Raw genomic sequence first — 16613 nt, 5'->3', positions numbered from 1 at the left:
CCGCTCCAATTGGAGAGCATCCCCTACGGTAGAGTTCAAGCGATCCCCACACGATGGCGCGCAAGAAAATCTTATTCATGGCCGAGGCAGTGACCCTGGCCCATGTTGGCCGTCCCCTGAGCCTGGCCCAGGGCCTGGACGAGGACGCCTATGAGGTGCATTTTGCCTGCGCCGACGGCTATGACTTTTGTTTCAAGCAAGTCCCTTTCCGGCGCTGGCGCATCGACAGCATTTCGTCGCTGCAATTCCTTCAAGCGCTGGCCCACGGCAAGCCCGTCTACACGGAAAGCACCCTGCACGCGTACGTGGAAGACGATTTGCGCCTGCTCAATGCCGTCCAGCCCGATCTCGTGATCGGCGACTTCCGCCTGTCGCTGTCCGTCAGCGCGCGCCTGCAGCGCATTCCCTACATTACCATCAGCAACGCCTACTGGAGTCCCTGGGTGCGCCAGCACTACACGGTGCCCAGCCTGCCCCTGACCGGCATGCTGCCCATCTGGCTGGCCGATCCCCTGTTCCGCCTGATCCGGCCGCTGGCCTTCGCCTCGCATGCCGTGCCCCTGAACCGCGTGCGCCGCCGCCATGGCTTGCCCTCGCTGGGCGGCGACCTGCGGCGCATCTACACGGATGCCGACCGCACCTTGTACGCGGATATTCCGCAACTGTTCCCGCCGCACGGCATGCCGTCCACGCACGACTACCTGGGCCCCGTCATCTGGGCGCCGCCGCTCGACTTGCCGCCCTGGTGGCAGCGCCCTGAACTGAGCAGCGGACGCCCGATCATCTATGTCACCCTCGGCAGCTCGGGCCAGGGGCAGCTGCTGCCGCGCGTGCTGCGCGCGCTGGCGCCCCTGCCCGTCACCGTGCTGGCGGCCACGGCCGGCACCATCCGCGTCGATGCCGTGCCGCCGAATGCCTATGTCGCCCCCTTTTGCCGGGCGACGCGGCCGCCCGCCGCGCCAGCCTGGTGATCTGCAACGGCGGCAGCCCCACCAGCCAGCAGGCGCTGACGGCAGGCGTGCCCGTCATCGGCATCGCCGGCAACCTCGATCAATTCCTCAACATGCACGGCATCGCCGGCGCCGGCGCCGGCCTGCTGCTGCGCGCCGACCGCTTCCAGGAAACCACCCTGCGCCATGCCGCCACGCGCATGCTCGACGATGGCCGCGCCAGGCTGGCGGCGCGCCAGCTGGCCACGGCCATGCGCGACTATGTGCCAGGACAACGCCTGCTGTCCCACCTGCACGCCCTGCTGGGCTCCTTGCCGCAAGACGAGCAGCCTTGAGCGGCAGCGTCGGTTTTTCTTACAACGCGTCCGGCAACACCTGCACTGCGTCAACAAAAGCACGCCAAGTCCTTGATTTCAAAAGAACCTCATGCGTTGGCATGGAAGTCGCTTAAGTCTGGCCATGAGCACCTGCCGACAGGACTCAGGCAAGACTTCCAGACTCACTCAACCACGAGGTGAATGACATGAAACTTTCTAAACTGAAACTGCTCCCGGCGGCAGCGACACTGGCCATGCTGTGCGCGGCCGGTAGCGCACAAGCGGGCGCCTACGGCTATTCCTACAACAACATCTTCGGCCTGACGATCGGCGTGCCGACGGGCCAGATCACTGTGGCCAACAGCACCACCATCTCGCGCAGCACGGCTACCCTGAACGGTGTGAGCGTCATCAATGGCGGCGCCGGCTCGCTCGACGCGCCGCGCGCCAACGTCGGCGCCGTGACCAAGGGCGAGAACGACTTCACACAGCAAGGTCCCAGCGGCAACTTTTCGCGCGGCGACGCGCAGATCGTCAGCACGCAGTTCCCCTCGTTCCCGCCCGGCTCCACCTCCACGCAGGCGGTGAACGTGGCCGAAGCCCACCTGGACGGGCCTGCCGGCACGGCCGATGCGTCCGGGCGCAACGGTTCGACCACGGGCTTCTCCGTCGATTTCGTCGTCGGCTCCCCCACGGCGACGCTGAGCTTTGACTTCCTGGCATCGCCCTTCATGCAGGTATTCCTGCAAAGCACAGTGGGCGTGCTGTCCACCGCCACGGCCAACCTGGTCGTCACCTTCACCATCACGGACGCAGCCGGCCTGACGGTGTTCAACTGGACACCCGATGGCGTGGTCGGCTCGGGCATCTTCGGCGGCACGGAAAACACCGATGGCGCCAACCTGAACACCAGCCTGGCGACCAATTTCCTGACGCGCGGCAACCTGTTCACCTACGACCCTTCCGGCTGCGGCACACCCACGGGCACGGGCGTGGGTACGGGCTGCGGTAGCAACTTCAGTTCCGTCAGCAATGCTTTAACGGCCGGCAACTACACCTTGACCTTGAATGCGGTGGAAAGCGTGGACCTGGTGAAACAGGCGGTGCCGGAACCTGGCACTTTGGCACTGCTGGGTCTGGGCCTGGCTGGCCTGGGCTATGCCCGCCGCCGCAAGCTTGCCGCCTGAACCAGGCAACAGGGGGATTTACAGGCGAGGGAATCTCCTCGCCTTTTTTATGTGGCAGGCCTGTCGGTTTTCCTTACAACGAACGCGGCCGACCGGCAGATGAGGATTTTCATGACTATATTTTCTTGTACCCGCTTGCCAACGGCCCTGCTGGCCTTGCTGTTGCTGGCCAGCAGCGGCACTGCCAGCGCCGCCGCCTATGGCTATTCGTACACCAGCGTCTTTGGCCTGGTCATCAGCAATCCCTCCGGGTCCGTCTCCCTGCTCAGCAACATCGACCTGTCGCGCACCACCGCCACGCTCAATGGCAGCAGCATCATCCACGGCGGCAGCAACGAGATCGACGCGCCGCAAGCGACACGCGGCGCCGTGACCAAGGGAGAAAACGACTTTACGCAGCAAGGCATGGGCAATGCCTCGTATGCGCGCGGCGAGGCGCAGATCGTCACCTCGCAAATCCCGCCCTTTCCACCGGGCTCGACCAGCACGCATACCGTGAATGCGGCGGAAACCTTCCTCACGGGCGGCGGCAGCGCCGACGCCTCGGGACGCAACGGTTCCAGCACCGCGATGACCGTCAATTTCGTCGTCGGCCAACCGGGCGCGACCCTGGCCTTCGACTTCCAGGCCCTGCCCTTCATGCAGTTGTACCTGGACGCCCTGGCCGGCACGGGCTCGGCGGCCACGACGAATATGGCGATGACGTTTACCATCATCGATGAACACGGCCAGATCGTCTTCAACTGGGCCCCCGACGGCAGCCTGGGCTCCGGCATCCTGGGCGGCACCGAACTGGCCGACGCCGCCAACCTCAACACAGGATACGCGCAAACGCCGCTGACCAGCGGCAGCATGTTCACGTACGACCCCAGCGGCTGCGGCGCGCCCACGGGCACGGGCATCGGCACGACGTGCGGCGGGCAGTATGGCGCCGTCACGGACAACCTGGTGGCGGGCAGCTATACCCTGGTGTTGAACATGCTGAACAGTTCCGAACTGGCGTATGTGCCGGCGGTCACGCCGATGCCCCTACCGGGCACCCTGCCGTTGCTGGCGGCGGGCCTGGCGGCGCTGGCGGCCCTGGCGCCAAGGCGGCGGCGCTGACCGCGCAGGAAGTCACGCCTCACGGCCCAGCCGTGGGCGCCACCAGCAAGTCTTGCAGCGGCCGGCGCAGCGAACGCGCACTCGCCGCCGGCCCCGCGCCTATGCGCCCGAGGAACACGGCCCGCTCGACCGCCGCCGCCCCCAGCACGGCCTGGCATTGCACGGCCAGTTCCTGCGCCATGTCCTGCATGCCATCGGTGCGTGAAAAGGTGCGCCGTTCGCGCACGTAGCGGGCAAAGATCAGCGGCGTCAATTCCGGCTGCAATTGCAGGCCCAGCTGCGTGGCCGTCAGCCAGAAGCGCTGCATGGCGCGGCCGGCCGCCACGTAATCGTCGATATGGCGCGGCGGCGCATCGGCCAGCAGCACGAAATGCGCGGCACAATACAGGCCCGGCAGCAAGTCCATCTGCAGCCGGGGGCAATAGTGCCGCCCAGCCAGGTATTGAAAAAATCCACGCGGCGCCAGCTATGCATGACCCAGCGCATCAGCCGCGCCGTCATCGGATCGACACCGAGCGCCTGCTCCGGGATGCGGTCGGCACTGAAGCGCGCGCCCCATTCGATCACGTCGCGGTGCACCTTGTGCGCTTCGGGCATGGTCAGGCGCAGCTTCGCATTGTCGAACATCAGACGTGCACAGGCCAGGCGCGCGCGCGCACCTTCGCACCACTGCACGCCGTAGCCGGGCGGCAAGCTGGCCGCCAGCGCCGCCTTTTCGCTGGCGCGCAAGCTGCGCGTGCTGAGCCGGCGCCGCTGCACGCTGCGCCGGGGCAGGAAGGCCGCCAGCGCATCGGGCAGCATACCGGGGCTGTCGACCAGCCGTACGTCGAAGGTGGGCAGGGTCTCGGGCATGGCCGTGCGCCGGCGCGCCTCCATGCGCAAGCCGTGGCAGCTGGCCGCCAGGGCCATGCTTTCGAGCAAGGCGCCCAAGGACAGCTGGCTGGGATGGCCGTCGAGGTCGTACACGCAGTGGCTGCGCGTATCGAAGCCATGCACGACCACGTGCCGCTGGTCCACGACTTCAAAGCGCCAAGGCTGCGTGTTGTCGCCGCTGGGCGCCCAGCGCGCCTGCTCGAGGATGTCTTCCAGCACGGGATCGTTCAGCAATGCTTGCGCCATTTATGCCCCCTGTGCGGCGCGGCGCCGCTTGATGATGGCCATGGTCAGCCGTTGCAGCGGATGGCGGTTGCCGCCGGGACGCCATGTATGCACGAGCTTGTTGCGGTAGGCGTCGAAATGCATGCCGTGCGGCGCCGCCATCACCTTGCCGCGTTTTAACAGAATTTTCAAGGCTTCCGTGGCGGCCGCGCCCGCGCACAGCTGGCAGCCCATGATGGTCGACGGCCCGCGCCGCTCCTTCAGGTTGATGGCGGACGGGTCCACCAGATAGGGGCCGTGCAAGCCGGCCGGCGCCAATCCGACGAGAAAGCGCAGCGCCTTCTCTTCCTCGGGCAAGTCGCCCCAGCCAAAGTATTCTTCGAACGTCATGCCGCCCGGCATGAAGCTGAGCACGGCCGTGCCCATGCCCAGCGGCGCGGCCGTGATGGATGGAATGCCCAGGCGCGCGCACGTGGCGAAGGTGGCCTGGCGCGCGGGGAAGGCAAAGAAATCGAGGCCATCCACGTACAGGTCGACGCCGGCAAAGAACTCGGCCAGGTTGCTGTCGTGTATGCCGTCGGGAAACTGTTTAATCTCCAGTTCGGGATTGATGTCCGTCGCCATCTGCGCCAGCACGGCCACCTTGGGCTGGCCCAGGGTCGACATCATGGCGCCGGCCTGGCGGTTGAAGTTGGCGATATCGAAGGTGTCGAAGTCGGCGATGTGGAAGGCGCCGATGCCCAGCCGCGCCAGGGTCAGCAAGTGCACGCCGCCCACGCCGCCCATGCCCGCGATGGCCACGCGCTTGCCCCGCAAGCTCTCCTGCTCCGCCTGCGTCACCCAGCCCAGGTTGCGGGCAAATGCCGCGTGATAGGAAAAACCGTCTGTCATGCTCACCTCTTCTGTGCGCCCATGCGGACGAAAAAGTTTGGACAGGTGAGCCGGGGATAAGTTCCCCTCATGACAGAAAAAGCGGCTAGCGCGCCAGGCGCCGCGGTGCCGCGGCCGGCGCCACGGCGCCCACCTTGAACACGCTGACGATCTGCGCCAGCCCCGCCGCCTGCTCGTTCATCGCCTGCGCCGCCGCCGACGCCTGCTCGACCAGGGCCGAGTTTTGCTGCGTCATGTTATCCATCTCGACGATGGCCTGGTTGATCTGCTCGATGCCGGCGCTCTGCTCGGCGCTGGCCGAGGAAATCTCGGCCACGATATCGGTCACGTGCTGCACGCTGGACACGACTTTTTCCATCGTTTCGCCCGCCAGCGCCACCAGTTTTTCACCGGCGCCCACCTGTTCGGCGGAGCTGTCGATCAATTGCTTGATCTCCTTGGCGGCACCGGCCGAGCGCTGGGCCAGGTTGCGCACCTCGCTGGCGACGACGGCGAAGCCACGGCCCTGCTCGCCCGCGCGCGCCGCTTCCACGGCCGCGTTCAGGGCCAGGATATTCGTCTGGAAGGCGATGCCGTCGATGACGGCGATGATGTCGCCGATCTTTTTCGACGAGGCATTGATGGCGCCCATGGTGTCGACCACCTGGCTCACCACGCCGCCCGCCTGGCTCGCCACTTGCGAGGCAGAAATGGCCAGCTGGTTGGCCTGGCGCGCATTGTCCGCATTCTGGCGCACGGTCGAGGTCATTTCTTCCATGGTCGAAGCCGTTTCTTCCAGGGATCCCGCCTGCTGCTCCGTGCGCGCCGACAGGTCGTGGTTGCCGGAAGCGATCTCGCCCGATGCCGTGGAAATCGATTCCGCATCGCTGCGCACCTGGCTCACCAGGTGCGCCAGGTTGTCGCGCATGGCCTTGATCGCCATCAACAGGCTCGATGTGTCGCCGGGACGCGTGTCGATCTGCGTGGTCAGATCGCCCTGGGCGATTTGCGCCACGATGGCGACAGCATAGTCGGGCTCGCCACCGAGCTGGGCCAGGATGCGGCGCAGCATCAGGGCCGCCAGGGCGCCCACCACCACCATCAGCGCGCCGCCAATGGCCAGCAGCGCACCCGCCTGGGCCCAGAACTTGTGGTTGATGTCATCGATATACGTGCCCGTGCCGATCAGCCAATCCCACGGCGCAAATTTCACCACGGCATACATCTTCGCCACCGGGTCCTTCACACCCGGACGCGTGCCGTCCGCCAGCACCAGGCCGATGCGGCTGTTGGCCAGCGCGGCGCGGTAGCGGTCGCCCGACTGCTTCATGTTCTTTTGCGGCGTGCCGATGCGCGAAGCATTCGGATGCACGTACAGCAAGTCCGTGCTGAAATCGCGCACGAAGTAATACATCTCATCCTTGACGAAGCTGCCGATGGCCAGCTTGGCCTGCTGCTGGGCCTGCTCCCGCGTGAGCTTCCCCGACTGTTCCAGCGCATACGCCTTTTCCACCGACGCGTTGGCCAGTTCGACCAGCACCGTCAATTGCTCGACGCGCTCGGCCATCATGGTCTGGCGCAAGGAATACAGGGAAAAGGAAGCGATGAGGACGATGCCAAGCAAGGTGCTGAAACACAATAAAAGAATGCGCGAACGGAGAGTCATGGGTGCCTGGATAAAGAAAATGTGGAATTATAAACAATTTCCCAATGGAAATCTTTTCAGAAAAGCAAAGCGGGCGGCGCTACCGGGCTGATGCCCGGCAGGCACCGCCCGCTTTGTTGCTACTCGCTGTTACTGACGCGTCACGCCAGCGCTTCCTTGGCCGCCTCTTCGGGCGTCAAACCATCATAGAACTTGTCGGTAAACCACTCGACCTGCTCTTCGATATGGTCCTGCGCCTGCGCCACGGTGGCGCCGCCGGCCACGAGGAAGCCTTCGACCTCGATACACCAGTTGATCAATTCCAGGGTTTCCGGATCGAGTTCTTCTTTCTTCGCCATCGTATTTCCTTGCTTGTTAAATTGCGATCAGATCAATTAACAGCAGTTTAACAGCTTCGGCACGCTAGCGTCCCGGCAAGCCCGGCATATAAATTACTTGGCCGCGACGTTTTTACGTTCCGGATACAGCACCACCTGCACATAATTGTGCATGTCCAGGTAGCGCTGCGCGGCCAGCTTGACGGCTTGCGGCGTGATGGCGCGCACGCGCTGCTCGTAACGCAGGATGTGCGCGGGATCGCGCCCCTGCGTCACCGAACCCATCAGCTGGCTCATCCAGTAGCGGTTTTCGCGCAGCGATTTTTGCTGGCGCGTGATCCAGTTCAGCTTGACCTTTTCCAGGTCGGCCACGGACGGCCCGTCCGCCTTCATCTTGTTGATTTCGGCAAAGGCCGCGGCGATCACCTTGTCCACGTTTTCCGGTCCCGTCGGCAAATTCAAGGCCACCGAATAATGGCCGTACGGATGCTGGCCCATCGAGGTTTCAAAGCCGCCGCCATAGATCATGCTCATCTTTTCGCGCAGCACTTCGATGACTTTCAGGTTCAGCACCTCGCCCAGCGCCTGCAGGGTCAGTTTCTGCTCGTCCGAATACGCCGCGTCGCCATTGAAGGTGATGGAAATCGTGCTTTTGGGCTCGCTGCCCATGTAGATATCCTTCTTGACGACCCCGGTCACCGGGCGCATGCCCACGTCGCGGTAGGCGTGCGCCACCTCGCCCACGGGCAAGGTGCCCAGGTAGCTGGCGATCAGGGGCTTGATCTTGTCGAGCTCGAAGCTGCCCGCAAAGATGAAGGTCATGCCGCGCGCGCTGGAAAAGCGCTGGCGGAAGATGTCCAATGAGCGGTCCAGGCCCACCTTGTCGAAATCGGCCGCGCGCGGCACGCCATCAACGCGGGGGTTGTCGCCATACATGGCGTGCTGGATGGCATCGTAGAACACGGCTTCCGGCTGCGCCATGCTGTTTTTCGCCAGGTCCTGCTGCTTGCCGATGAAGGACTGGTACAGGCCCGCATCCTTGCGCACGTCATTGAAATACAAATACACGAGCTGCAACATGGCTTCCACGTCGGCGCCGCTGGCCGAGCCGCCAAAGCCTTCGCTCAGCTCGCCCAGCGAAGCGCCCACATTGACCGTTTTTCCGGCCAGCACTTTTTGCAAGTCCAGCGGCGCCAAATCCTTCAGCCCCATGCTGCCGACCACGGCGCTGGCATAGCGGGCGTTGTAGATGTCGGCGTCGCCGAACAGCGACTGGCCGCCGAAGCGCGTCGAGCCCATCAGCACCTGGTCGTTCTTGAAATCCGTCGGTTTCAACAACACGCGCACGCCATTGCCCAGGATCAGTTCCGTCACGCCGATGGCGCTGTTCAACTTTTCCGAGACGATGCTGCCGCCGGCCGGCGGGCCGTCCATCAGCTTGCTGGCAAGCACTTTTTCCGTGCGCGGCTCGACGGTTTGCCGCTCCGCTTGCGCCACGGCGTCGAGCAATTGCTGCTGCGTCGGCACAGTCGAGGCCGCATCGCCCGCTTTCGGTTCGGCGCCCATGAAGACCACCAGCTTCTTTTGCTGGTCGGGAATCACCTTGGCCACCGTCTCGTTGATTTCCTGCAAGGTCACCTGCGGCAAGAGTTCCTGCGCGTACAGCAATTCGTTGGCGATGCCGGGGATGGCTTCCTGTTCCAGGAAGTTGCGCGAATACTCGGCCACGAAACCGGCCGAATCGGACTTGTCGCGCTCGCTGTACGCGCGCTCGTAATTGCGCAGCATGTCCTTGCGCGCGCGGTCCAGCTCATCCTGGCTGAAGCCGAAGCGGCGCGCCCGTTCATCTTCCTGCACCAGCGCATCGACGGCCGGCTGCACGCCGCCCTTGCCCAGCAAGGCATACGCGCTGAACGATTCATAGCCGCGCACCAGCTTGCCCATGCTGCTGCCGCCCTGGATGAAGGGCGGGTTCGCCTGCTGCGTCAATTCCTGCATGCGCGCGCTGAGCATCTGGCCATACAGGTTTTCGATCATCTGGCGGCGGTAGTCGGCGATGGTGACGGGCTCCTGCGCGGCGCGGATGGGGTAGCGGATGAAGACGCTGTCGTCCGGCGCTTCCTTGTCCGTGATCACCAGCGCTTCCGTCTGCGAACGCTGCGGCACTTCCGCATACAGGCGCGGACGCGGTTTCGCGGGGTTTTTCAGCTTGCCGAAATGCTGCCGGATCAGCTTTTCAGCCTGGCTCGGCTCCACGTCGCCGACCACCATCACGGCCATCAGATCGGGACGGTACCAATCCTTGTAGAAACGCTTGATGGCTTCCGGCTTGAAGGTTTTCAGCACCGATTCCTTGCCGATCGGCATGCGTTCCGCATAGCGCGAACCGTTCAGCAGTTTCGGATACAAGACCTTGTTCATGCGGTCGCTGGCGCCCTTGCCCAGGCGCGCCTCTTCCAGCACGATGCCGCGCTCGCTGTTGATGTCGGCCGGATTGAATTTCAAGCCATGCGCCCAGTCTTCCAGCACGAGAAACCCCTTTTCCAGGTTTTCCTTCTTGTTCGTGGGAATCGGCAGCACGTAGACGGTTTCATCGAAGCTCGTGTAGGCGTTCAGGTCGGCGCCGAACTTCACGCCGATCGATTGCAAATAGGAAATCAGTTCATTGCGCTTGAAATGCGTGGAGCCATTGAAGGCCATGTGTTCCGTGAAATGCGCCAGGCCTTGCTGGTCGTCGTCTTCCAGGATGGAGCCGGCTTTCACCACCAGGCGCAACTCCACTTTCTGCGCGGGACGGGCATTTTTCTTGATGTAATAGGTCAAGCCGTTCGGCAGTTTTCCGACGGTAACTTCTGGTGCCAGCGGCAGGGGATCGGTCAAACGGATTTCCGCCTGGGCCATGCAGGCGCACGCCAGCAAGACGGCGCCCGAGATCAGGCGTAATTTACTCAGCTTCATGTATTCTCAACGGTAAGATTCAGTAGTCATACCTTACACTGAAATCGTCTTTCCGCCATTAAAAACAGCTTAGGGTAAACCATTTTTCCCAGGGAACTTTGCCGAATAGCAAACTCAACAGTGTCCTGCCACATTTTTTCATCTGTGCTAAAGTATTGCCGCCGGTCATGTGGACCGGCACAACAATACGTCTTCGGGGCGGGGTGCGATTCCCCACCGGCGGTAAGACCGGCAACGGTCAAGCCCGCGAGCGCTTTCCAGGCACCGCTTGGCGAGGTCAGCAGATCCGGTGTGACTCCGGGGCCGACGGTATAGTCCGGATGAAAGAAGATGTGCAGTAAACGCGATGTCCGATCGACCTGTCGATGCGGCCGGCTGCGTCTATTCGCTTGCCCTGCAGCGTTTTTCGCCTATGCGAGGAGCGTTTCACCATGTTAGTCAACAGCTATACCCTGCTTTCCAACGACCTGGAAGGTCGCATCCAGTCCGCCCTGGCCGCCATGCGCGCCGGCATTCCCGTCATCCTGCTCGACGATTTCGACCGTGAAAACGAAGCCGACCTGATCCTGTCTGCCGAGAAACTCACGCACGAAACCATGGCTTTGCTGATCCGCGAATGCAGCGGCATCGTCTGCCTGTGCCTGCCCACGGACGTCGTCAGCGCGCTGGAATTGCCGCCCATGTCGTCCGACAACGGCAGCCGCTACGGCACGCCGTTCACCGTCTCCATCGAGGCGCGCGACGGCGTCACGACGGGCGTGTCGGCCGCCGACCGGGTCACCACCATCCGCGCCGCCATCGCGCCGAACGCCAAGCCCGCCGACCTGGTGCGCCCCGGCCACGTCTTCCCCCTGCGCGCCGCGCCCGGCGGCGTGCTCGAGCGCCGTGGCCACACGGAAGGCTCCGTCGACCTGTCGCGCATGGCGGGCCTGAACCCGGCCGCCGTGCTGTGCGAGCTGATGAACCCGGACGGCACCATGATGCGCGGCGACGATATCGAACGCTTCGCCGAACTGCACGGCATGCCGATCCTGACCATCGAAGAACTGGTGGAATGGCGCAGCACGCACGGAAAATAAGCGTACAGTAAGCGCTCACGCGGCGGCCACGGCCTTCGGCACATGCACGTGGCGGTACACGAGGCCCGCCGCCAGGCCATACGCGGCGGCGATCGTCGCGTAGGCCAGCGGCAGGCGCAGCGACCAGTCGGGCAGCATGTGCAGGATGCTGCCGATCAGCGCCACGCCCACCAGCGCGCCGATCTGGCGGTTGGCATTCAGGGCCGCCGCCGCGCTGTTCGCATGCCGCTTGCCGGCCACCCGCATCACGGTGGCCGTCATGGCGGGAATGGCGATGCCGATGGCCACGTTCATGACGGCCGTGCCCAGCGCCAGCCAGCCATACGGCGTGCCCGGACGCAAGCCCATCAGCAGCAGGGCCATCGCGGCCCCCACCAGCAAGCCGGCCAGCATGGGCCAGCGCGTGCCATGACGGGCCGCGATACGTCCCGCCATGAAGTTCCCCACCGTGTAGGCCGCCATCATGGGCAGCAGGCGCAAGCCCGACTGCAGGGCGTCGGCGCCGCCCGACTGCTGCAGGAACAGGCTCAATAAGAACAGCTGGCCGAATACGCAGAAATTGATCAGAAAACCCACGCCATTGGCCGCGCCAAAGCTGCTGCTGTGAAACAGTTCACGCGGCAACAGCGGATGGCTGCCGCTGCGCTCGCGCCGCAGCAACTGCCCGGCCGACAACAGCGTCACGGCGCCCGCCGTCAGCACGCCGGGCGACAGCCAGCCCAGCACGGGCCCTTCGATCAGCACGAAACTGAGGCCCGCCAGCGCCGCCACACCCAGCGCATGGCTGAACAGAGACAGATCGCGCGGCTGGCGCGCCGGCGCGGCCAGCAGCAGCTGCGCCATGACGATGGCCAGCAGGCCCAGCGGCACGTTCACCCAGAACACGCTGCGCCAGCCGAACTGGTGCACGAGGATGCCGCCGATCAAGGGGCCGGACGCACCGGCCACGCCCACCAGCGCCGACCAGGCGCCCAGCATGCGCGTGCGTTCGCGCTCGTCGTCAAAGCTGTGCGTGAGCAGGCTGAGCGAACTGGGCATGAACAGGGCCGCGCCCGCGCCCTGCAGCAAACGCGCGGCCGTCAGGAAATGCCCGTCGGGCGCGGCGCCGCACAGGATCGAGCCGAGGATGAAGACGCCGAGGCCGCCCTGGTACACGGCTTTCGGCCCGTAGCGGTCGGCCAGCGCGCCGCCGGCCAGCAGCAGCGCGGCGAACGTCAAGGTGTAGCCGTCGACCACCCAGACCAGGCCCGTCAGCGGGATATGCAAGTCCAGCGCGATATCGGACAGCGCCACGTTGACGGCCGTGACGTCGAGCATCGCCATGACGAAGCCGAAGGCCAGGGTCAGCAAGATCAAGCCGCTGGCGCGGCGCGGTAGAGAGGCAGTCATGGTACTCCTTGCAGTAACAGGGGGCAGCCATTATGCGAGCGTTGCACGATGCAGTAAACAGGCATAAACTCGGCAAACTGATGCAAAAATGCATCACCATACGCAATAGGAGAAGCAGCTTGGATTGGGATAACGCGCGCATCTTTCTGGCCATCGGCCGGGCCGGCACCCTGCGCGGCGCGGCCGCCCTGCTGTGCATCGACCAGGCCACCTGCGGGCGCCGCCTGGCCGCGCTGGAAACGTCGCTGGGCGCCACCCTGTTCCTGCGCACGCCGTCGGGCTATGTGCCCACGCCGGCCGGCGAGCTGGCGCTGACGGCCGCCGAGGCGATGGAACGGGCGGCCGACAAGCTGCAGCGCGAGATGCAGGGCGTCGACACCCGTTTAAGCGGCCTGGTGCGCGTGGCCACCACGGACACCATGGCCAGCCATTTCGTCATCCGCGCCATGCAGCGGCTGCACGCGGCGCATCCGGACATCCGCATCGTGCTCAACGTGGCGCCCGCGCTGGCCAGCCTGACGCGGCGCGAAGCGGACCTGGCCGTACGCGGCGTGCGTCCCACCGACCCGGACCTCATTTCCCGCCACCTGGTCAAGCGCAGCCTGGGCCTGTACGCATCGAAGACCTATCTGGCCGCACGGGGCGAACCCGTGCGCGGCACGGCGCTGGCCGGCCACGACATCGTCATCTACCACCATTCCGTGACGCCGCGGCACGCGGAGAAAATCGCCGGCGAGCCCGTCGCCAACGCCAGGGTCGCCATGGAAGTCAATTCGGCGGCCATGCTGCAGGAAGCCACGCGCGCGGGCCTGGGCGTGGCCGAGCTGGCCACTCACCTGGGCGACATCGACCCGCAGCTCGTGCGCATCTGGCCCGAACGGGCGGAAAGCTACGACGTGTGGCTGGTCATGCACGCCGACCTGAACCGCTCGGCCCGCGTGCGCGCGGCGGCCGACGCGATTATCCACAGCGTCGCCAGCGTGGCCGGCCAGTAGCCAGGCTGCCGGGCACGGCCGCACGGCCGCACGGCAGGACAATCGCTTGTATCGAACGCATCCAATGTTAAGATGCCATGATGACCCTCTCCGTCTCCCTCATCATCAGCCTGCGCCGCCTGCACCGGGCCACCATGGCCTGGCTGGTCAGCTGGTGGCGCATGCTGCATTTCGCCATCCTCGTGTTTTCGCTGGCCCTGTCGCCGTCGAGCTATAACCGCGACAACCGTCCCATCCTCGCGCACCGCCTCGTGACGAACACGGCGCCCAACCTCGTGTGGTTCAGCGTGGCCTGCGCGCTCGTCAGCCTGGTGCTGATCCGCATCGTCGTCGTCAGCGCGCAAAGCTACGGCCTGTCGCGCTATGCGCTGGAAATGGTGGTGCGCGTGCTGGTGCTGGAACTGATACCGCTGACGGCCGCCCTGTTCGTGGCGCTGCGCCTGACCCTGCCCGACGGCATTGCATTTGCGCAAATGCGCTCTTCCGGCATGCTTGACACCATGCAGCGCCAGGGCGTCGACCTGCTGCGCCGCGAATACTTTCCACGCGTCATGTCCGGCATCTTCGCCGTGTGGATGCTCGCCATCGTCAGCTGCGTCACCTCGCTGATCCTCGCCTACCTCACCATCTACGGTTTCACGCCATGGGCGCTGCAAGGCTACACGCGCGTGGTGGGGCAGATCTTCAACCCGGCCGTGGCCCTGATCCTGATGCTCAAGGTGATCTTCTTCAGCTTTGCCGTGGCCCTGATCCCGCTGGCCTCCTCGTACTATCCGGAAGACCCGCACGGCCGCCGCAACCGCCTGTGGGCCGCGCACGGCCTGTCCGAAATGCTGCGCCTGTTTTCCGTCATCCTACTGATCGAAGTGGCTTCGCTGATGGGCAATTACTACTGATGCCCGCCACTCGCCAGCGATTCCGATTTCCCCCATACCAGAGCCAGAAGCCATGAGCCAACCGCAAAATCCCGACCAGGTCGACGTCACGGCGCCAGCCGGTCTCACGCAAGATTCCGTTCTGCCCGCCCCGCCGCCCGTGCGCCACGCCGAACTGAAGGCGGCCATCCTGCTCATCTTCATGTTCGTGCTGGTGGTCGGCTCCGTCGTCTACCTGATGTATGCGCGCGGCGCCTTCGAAGCCACGCAAACCCTGGTGCTGACGGCCGACGATTCCGACGGCGTGGGCGTGGGCGCTGACCTGACCTTTTCCGGCTTTCCCATCGGCCGCGTGCAGCGCATCGAACTGGCGCCGGACGGGCGGGCGCGCGTCATCGTCGACGTGCCGCGCAAGGATGCGCACTGGCTGCGCAGCAGCTCCATCTTCACCCTGGAGCGGGGCATCGTGGGCGGCGCCAAGCTGCGCGCCTACAGCGGCATCCTGACGGACCCGCCGCTGCCCGACGACGCCACGCGCGACTTGCTGGTGGGCGACATGGCGGCGGAAATTCCCCGCCTGCTGGCCGCCGCCAAGGATTTGCTCAACAACGTGGCCAGCCTGACGGGCAGCGATTCCGCCCTCGACGGCACCTTGCGCAACGTGCAGGCCGTGACGGGCAAGCTGAGCGGCCCGGGCGGCGCCATGGGCTTGCTGACGGGCGACGACAAGCAGTCGCGCCTGCTGGTCGAGCGGGCCAACGCCCTGCTGGTTACGGCCGACCAGCTGGCGCGCCGCACGGATGGCCTGGTGGCCAATGCCGACACGCGCGTCTTCGGCGACAAGGGCGTCATGACGGATGCGCAGGCAACCATCGTGCAGCTGAACGCCCTGCTGGCCGACACGCGCGCCAGCCTGAAAAAGTCGACGCCGTGCTGGTCGAGGCGCAAGCCGTGGGCGCCAACGCCAGGGCGGCGACCGCCGATCTGGGTCCGCTGCGCGCGGACGTGGAAAGCAATCTGCGCAAGGTCGAGCAGCTGGTCAATGACATCAACCGCAAATGGCCGTTCAAGCGCAATCCGGAGATCAAACTGCCATGAAAATGTCCCGCCCCGCCCTCGCCGTCCTGCTGTCCACCTTGCTCGCCGCCTGCTCCAGCGGCCCGCCCGTGCCCGACTGGAAGATGAATGCGCAAAGTTCCATCGAACGCTTCCAGGCCGCCTATCTGAATGGCAACGCCCTGGTCGAGCAGACGGAATTCCGCCGCGCCCGCAGCCAGGTGGCCGGCACGGGCAAGCTCGAACTGGTGGCGCGCATCGAACTGCTGCGCTGCGCCGCGCGCGTGGCCAGCCTGGCCTTCGAGGACTGCGGGGGCTTCGACGCCCTGCAAGCGGACGCGAACGACGCCGACCGCGCGTATGCGGCCTATTTGGCCGGCAAGGCGCAAGGGACCGACGCCGCCCTGCTGCCGCAAGCGCAGCGGGCGGCAGCCGGCGCCGCATCCGACACGGCCGCCGCCAGCGCCGTGGCGGCCATCGATGACCCGCTGTCGCGGCTGGTGGCGGCCGGCGTGCTGCTGCGCTCGGGCCGCGCCACGCCGGCGCTGCTCGACACGGCCGTGGCCACCGCCTCGGACCAGGGCTGGCGCCGCCCGCTGCTGGCCTGGCTGGGCGTGCAGCGCCTGCGCGCCGAACAGGCGGGCGACACGCAAGCGGCGCAGCGCATCGCGCGGCGCATGGCGATCGTCGAACAGCCGCCGGCCCCTTGAGCGTGTGCCCATGGACGGCCCAAGGCAGGCAGAATCAGGCAT

At 65.4% G+C, this 16613-nt stretch carries 15 protein-coding genes, 1 pseudogene and 1 riboswitch; of the genes and pseudogenes, 9 read left to right on the top strand and 7 right to left on the bottom strand.

The window, feature by feature from the left end:
• Positions 1-53 precede the first annotated feature (53 nt).
• The 4 genes from ACRHIG_RS13030 (at position 54) to ACRHIG_RS13015 (ending at position 3558) form a co-directional block, all read left to right on the top strand.
• Positions 54-971: a glycosyl transferase family 1 gene (locus ACRHIG_RS13030; RefSeq protein ID WP_489630406.1), complete on the top strand. Its 918-nt coding sequence runs from the start codon at positions 54-56 to the stop codon at positions 969-971.
• Positions 932-1285 carry a glycosyltransferase gene (locus ACRHIG_RS13025; protein ID WP_489630405.1) on the top strand — a complete coding sequence of 118 codons (354 nt, stop codon included), beginning with the start codon at positions 932-934 and terminating at the stop codon, positions 1283-1285. The genes ACRHIG_RS13030 and ACRHIG_RS13025 overlap by 40 nt, the downstream gene beginning before the upstream one ends.
• A gap of 188 nt (positions 1286-1473) precedes the next feature.
• Positions 1474-2454, top strand: a complete 981-nt coding sequence (locus tag ACRHIG_RS13020) for an EDSAP-1 family PEP-CTERM protein (RefSeq protein ID WP_489630404.1) — start codon at positions 1474-1476, stop codon at positions 2452-2454.
• Positions 2455-2565: 111 nt separating this feature from the next.
• Entirely contained in the window at positions 2566-3558 is a 993-nt protein-coding gene (locus tag ACRHIG_RS13015) for an EDSAP-1 family PEP-CTERM protein (protein WP_475415287.1), read from the top strand.
• Positions 3559-3577: 19 nt separating this feature from the next.
• Here the strand turns inward: ACRHIG_RS13015 and ACRHIG_RS13010 are convergent, their stop codons facing one another.
• The 6 genes from ACRHIG_RS13010 to ACRHIG_RS12985 form a co-directional block, all read right to left on the bottom strand.
• Positions 3578-3925, bottom strand: coding sequence for a hypothetical protein (locus ACRHIG_RS13010; protein WP_489630403.1), 348 nt, complete (start codon positions 3923-3925; stop codon positions 3578-3580).
• Entirely contained in the window at positions 3847-4677 is an 831-nt protein-coding gene (locus tag ACRHIG_RS13005; RefSeq protein ID WP_489630402.1) for a nitroreductase family protein, read from the bottom strand. The genes ACRHIG_RS13010 and ACRHIG_RS13005 overlap by 79 nt, the downstream gene beginning before the upstream one ends.
• Entirely contained in the window at positions 4678-5547 is an 870-nt protein-coding gene (locus ACRHIG_RS13000; RefSeq protein WP_475415285.1) for a ThiF family adenylyltransferase, read from the bottom strand. It lies immediately after the preceding gene.
• 85 nt (positions 5548-5632) lie between these two features.
• Entirely contained in the window at positions 5633-7192 is a 1560-nt protein-coding gene (locus tag ACRHIG_RS12995; RefSeq protein WP_475415284.1) for a methyl-accepting chemotaxis protein, read from the bottom strand.
• Positions 7193-7332: 140 nt separating this feature from the next.
• Entirely contained in the window at positions 7333-7530 is a 198-nt protein-coding gene (locus ACRHIG_RS12990) for a hypothetical protein (protein WP_489630401.1), read from the bottom strand.
• Between the two features lie 93 nt (positions 7531-7623).
• A complete protein-coding gene (locus ACRHIG_RS12985) occupies positions 7624-10467 on the bottom strand; it encodes a M16 family metallopeptidase (protein ID WP_489630400.1) in 2844 nt (947 codons plus the stop codon).
• A 185-nt stretch (positions 10468-10652) separates the two neighbouring features.
• Positions 10653-10803, top strand: a riboswitch (FMN riboswitch).
• A 95-nt stretch (positions 10804-10898) separates the two neighbouring features.
• Between ACRHIG_RS12985 and ribB the strand changes: the two genes are divergently transcribed.
• Positions 10899-11546, top strand: a complete 648-nt coding sequence (gene ribB, locus ACRHIG_RS12980) for a 3,4-dihydroxy-2-butanone-4-phosphate synthase (RefSeq protein WP_489630399.1) — start codon at positions 10899-10901, stop codon at positions 11544-11546.
• A gap of 15 nt (positions 11547-11561) precedes the next feature.
• On the opposite strand, the gene ACRHIG_RS12975 is transcribed toward ribB, so the two are convergent.
• A complete protein-coding gene (locus tag ACRHIG_RS12975) occupies positions 11562-12935 on the bottom strand; it encodes an MFS transporter (RefSeq protein ID WP_489630398.1) in 1374 nt (457 codons plus the stop codon).
• Between the two features lie 119 nt (positions 12936-13054).
• Here ACRHIG_RS12975 and ACRHIG_RS12970 point away from each other — a divergent pair, with 119 nt between their 5' ends.
• From ACRHIG_RS12970 to ACRHIG_RS12955, 4 genes and pseudogenes are all read left to right on the top strand, one after another.
• Positions 13055-13930, top strand: a complete 876-nt coding sequence (locus ACRHIG_RS12970; RefSeq protein ID WP_475415280.1) for a LysR family transcriptional regulator — start codon at positions 13055-13057, stop codon at positions 13928-13930.
• A gap of 80 nt (positions 13931-14010) precedes the next feature.
• A complete protein-coding gene (locus tag ACRHIG_RS12965; RefSeq protein WP_070224172.1) occupies positions 14011-14826 on the top strand; it encodes an MlaE family ABC transporter permease in 816 nt (271 codons plus the stop codon).
• Between the two features lie 52 nt (positions 14827-14878).
• Positions 14879-15903, top strand: a pseudogene (locus ACRHIG_RS12960) (MlaD family protein).
• Positions 15900-16571, top strand: coding sequence for a hypothetical protein (locus ACRHIG_RS12955; protein ID WP_489630397.1), 672 nt, complete (start codon positions 15900-15902; stop codon positions 16569-16571). Before ACRHIG_RS12960 ends, ACRHIG_RS12955 begins: the two are co-directional and overlap by 4 nt.
• Positions 16572-16613 lie beyond the last annotated feature (42 nt).

Source organism: Janthinobacterium sp. C22, assembly GCF_057919405.1.
The sequence above is the reverse complement of the archived record's forward strand: the minus strand, read 5'-3'. Positions and strand labels throughout refer to the sequence as shown.